Genomic DNA, 3,815 nt, shown 5'->3' on the forward strand with positions numbered 1-3,815 from the left:
TCCTGCATCTAAGAGGATGGAATCATTGAGGAGGAATGATGTGGTGTGATAGTTGTCAACGTGATTACCATAACATCCAAGAATCTCTATTTTCATTTGCTGAATTGTATTAAAACTTATTGGAATATGTCAAGAAATTTCTTGTGATTCAGACAGTAGACTATAGACAGCCTCTTGCCCAAATAGCTTTCTCAGAAGGCATCCCTTTCGTTCGCTCCTGCTCCGTCTCCGACCCTTCTAAAAACTCCCTATGCTTGAATGTGAGACCCACCCTCCCAGCCCTTGGGGTACGAGCGAGGATGCATCCGCACATTCATTTTCGACTACGGCGAAAAACGCATAGGATGTTTTAAGAGGGAAACCCCGGAGACTCCCGCAATGCTCACTCCAAGGACACCTTCTTAGCCTGACAGAAATAAGAATGGTTTTGGGACAACCTGCTGTAAAGACTACAATATTCTTGATAGCGGGAACATCTTCCCTGAGCACAACTCACGGAGTGACCGGGAAACCATTGTTGGGTGAAGCAGAGCGTACCCTTTTTAATCAAAAGAATTCCTCGAAGCTCAGCTTCGGGGTTTCCCAATTATTCCCTCCCCCTTGAGGGGGGAGGGTTAGGGAGAGGGTGATTTTATGCTTCATTTCACCCTCTCCTTCATCCCCTCCCGTCAAGGGAGGGGAGATGTTAGATACCTTGCAGCTTGCTGCGGGGTAATTCATTAAGAAAAAGGGATGATGTGCAGGCCTGAACATCTTCAGGTAGCCTCCGCCCTTGCACATCAAGCGATGCAAGCCTTACAATGGTCGGGAGAGTAGTGCGAAAGTGCGAGGGGATGTGTTCCCGCTTATCTTTATACACCATCCTTAAATAAATGAGGGTGAAATAAATGCCTTTTTTATTGCAAATTTATCATTTTTTCCTGATAATAGTTGTCATGAAAAGATGGTTTGTGGTAAACACAAAACCAAAAAATGAGGACAGGGCTGCAGGCAATTTTTTGAACGGTGGCTTTGATGTCCTTGCTCCCAAGCTAAGACTGAGGAAGTATAAAGAGGGCAGATTCATGTATTTTATTGAACCGATGTTTCCCGGTTATATATTTGTGAAGTTCCATCCTGTTGATGATTATCACCTTGTAAAATACACGAGGGGGGTAAAGACGATAGTAAATTTTGGTGGGAAGATTATACCCCTTCAGGAGGAGCTTATTGATTTTATAAAGGCGAGGCTTGAGAATGGCGTGGCCACCGTGGAGAAAAAGGGATTTAAAAGAGGAGAAAAGGTTCTGGTGAAGGATGGTCCCTTCAAGGGTTTTAGCGGTATATTTGAGAAGGAACTGGGTGGAAAAGAGCGCGTTGCGATACTCCTTGATGGTGTAAATTACTATGCAAAAGTGGAAATAGACAGGGACCTTATTGCCAACATTTCATGAACAATTGAATAAAAGGGTCTTATTCACAATCTTCATACTTTCAGTCTGGTTATTGTTCGGTGGTTTTAAATTAAAGAACTATTACCAGCCGCCAAAAGAGACTGCATACCTTACTGCCACATACATAGAGAAGGTCGGTGTCCAGGAACATAATTACGGGATTTATATGCGGGATACACGGATAGGATACATGAAGAGGCTGATGCTGCCAACAAACACAGGGTATAAGATATTTGAAGAAGGGGTGATGAGGATAAGCTTCCTCGGAGAAAAAAGAGAGATCCGAATGAACATGTACAGTGATATGGATAAAGAATTCCGTCTGAGAAGCTTTGTTTTCCAGATAAGCTCGGACAAGGATAATGTGAGTGTGAAAGGGGAAATGGAAGGCAGTAACATTGCAATCTCTTTTTTAACAGAGGGGAAGAAGAATGTGTACAGGATTCCCATGAAGGAAAGACCTATCATCCCGTCAGCCATTGTTCCCTACATGGTGAAATCAGGCTTCAATAAAGACAAAGCGATGAAGATATCAATCTTTGACCCCTCTACGATAATGGGTTACAGTGCAGATATTGACCTCCTTGGATGGGAGAAGATCAGCATAGAGGGCGAGGAGATACGTGTCTTTCATATGAAAACCACCTTTAAGGGGATTGAGGTCCATGGATGGGTGGATGAGTCAGGGACCATTGTGAAGGAATTGAGTCCTATAGGCCTTATTGTTCAGAAGGAAAAGGAGAAAAAGGAATCTGACTACTTTGATGCAAACCTCCTCGCATCGGTTGCGACAATCGGGCGGATTGAGAACCCGAAAAATACTTCTTTCATGAAGATTAAGATAGAGGCAAAGAAGGAACTGATAGATGTGTTGAAAAGATATTATCCCGTGAAGGAGAATATTCTTGAGATTGAGAGGGGCAATCTGTCCCATGTGAAGCTCAATCCAGCCTCCTTTCTTGAACCATCTCCCTTTATAAATAGCGATGATACGGCGATACGTTCCTTTTTGCCAAACATTATAAGGTCTAATACCCAGGAGATTGATAAGGTTCACTCAATAATGGTATGGGTGCACAAAAACCTGAAAAAGACGCCAACCTTTTCCATACCCCTTGCGAGGGATGTTTTTATGAAGAGGGCAGGTGATTGTAATGAGCATGCGGTGATTTTTGCTGCCCTTGCAAGGGCGGCACATATTCCGTGTGTAATTGCCTCAGGTATGGTGTATAACAATGACAACTTCTATTACCACGCATGGAATCTCGTGTATATTGAGAATAAGTGGGTTGATGTGGACAGTACCTTTAACCAGTTTCCGGCAGATGCAACCCACATCATTCTTGCCCTCGGGGACATATCCGATAGCATTGAAATAATGCAGTTTTTAAGGAATATAAAAATAAATATACTGGATACAAAATGATACGCTGTGTACGCTTAAGCAAATCATACGGCAATGTAAGGGCCCTCGATACGATGAATATAGAGGTAGGCAAGGGGCAGATATATGGCTTGATAGGACCAAATGGTGCAGGCAAGACAACGACAATAAAACTGATCGTAGGGCTCATTCAACCTACAAGCGGCAGTGTATTTATCAATGGTCTTGATATGAGACAAAATCCCTTAGAGGCAAAAAGGTTTATAGGCTATATACCGGATGAACCCTTCCTCTATGAGAGATTAACCCCGTGGGAACTGATGGATTTTAAGGGCAGTCTCTACAATATGACAAAGGTTGAAATCGATAGCAAAAAATCTGAACTCCTTGATGTGATTGGTATGCTGGAGTACAAAAACGACCTCATTGAAGGCTTTTCCCTCGGCATGAAACAGAGGGTTGCAGTAGCAATTGCCCTTCTCCCCTCACCGCCGGTAATTGTTGTGGATGAACCCCTTGTTGGTCTTGACCCGAGAGGAATGAAGAGGGTGAAGGAAATATTTTTAAAACTTGCAAGGGAGGGAAAGACTGTCTTCATATCCACCCATATGCTCAATGTAGTGGAGGAGATATCTGATGTCGTCGGGGTTTTAGATCGGGGGCAATTGATTGCTGAAGGACCTTTAGAAATATTGAGAGGTTCGAAGGACGAAAAGCTTGAAACAATATTCTTCCGTCTCTTTGCGTAAGCGGTTCGCTCCAGCGAAAATTTCCAGCAGGTTATTGAATCATTGCGGTTTTGGGCAACTGTTCCTCGACCCCTTGAACCCTCGACCCCTTGAACCCTTTCACTCAATATGAAATACCTCTTCAGCCATTTTTATATCAGATTTAGAATGTTCAGGCATTCTATGGAGCATCATAAGAAGGAGTATGCACGCTATAGCGTGTTCCTCTCCTTCTTTTTTTTCGTATCTATCTTTGTATTCATCTTTCTC

The 3,815-nt window shown here is 43.1% G+C and carries 3 protein-coding genes; all 3 read left to right on the forward strand.

What is annotated here, in order from left to right; translation table 11 throughout:
- The first annotated feature begins 935 nt into the window (after positions 1–935).
- The 3 genes from NTU69_09880 to NTU69_09890 are packed head-to-tail and all read left to right on the forward strand — an operon-like array spanning position 936 to position 3,566.
- Positions 936–1,433: a hypothetical protein gene (locus NTU69_09880; protein MCX5803819.1), complete on the forward strand. Its 498-nt coding sequence runs from the start codon at positions 936–938 to the stop codon at positions 1,431–1,433.
- Positions 1,434–1,437: 4 nt separating this feature from the next.
- Positions 1,438–2,859: a transglutaminase-like domain-containing protein gene (locus tag NTU69_09885; protein MCX5803820.1), complete on the forward strand. Its 1,422-nt coding sequence runs from the start codon at positions 1,438–1,440 to the stop codon at positions 2,857–2,859.
- Positions 2,856–3,566, forward strand: a complete 711-nt coding sequence (locus NTU69_09890; protein MCX5803821.1) for an ABC transporter ATP-binding protein — start codon at positions 2,856–2,858, stop codon at positions 3,564–3,566. Before NTU69_09885 ends, NTU69_09890 begins: the two co-directional genes overlap by 4 nt.
- Positions 3,567–3,815 lie beyond the last annotated feature (249 nt).

The sequence above is a fragment of the Pseudomonadota bacterium genome, assembly GCA_026388215.1.
In the GTDB taxonomy this organism is placed as follows: Bacteria; Desulfobacterota; Syntrophorhabdia; order Syntrophorhabdales; family Syntrophorhabdaceae; genus JAPLKF01.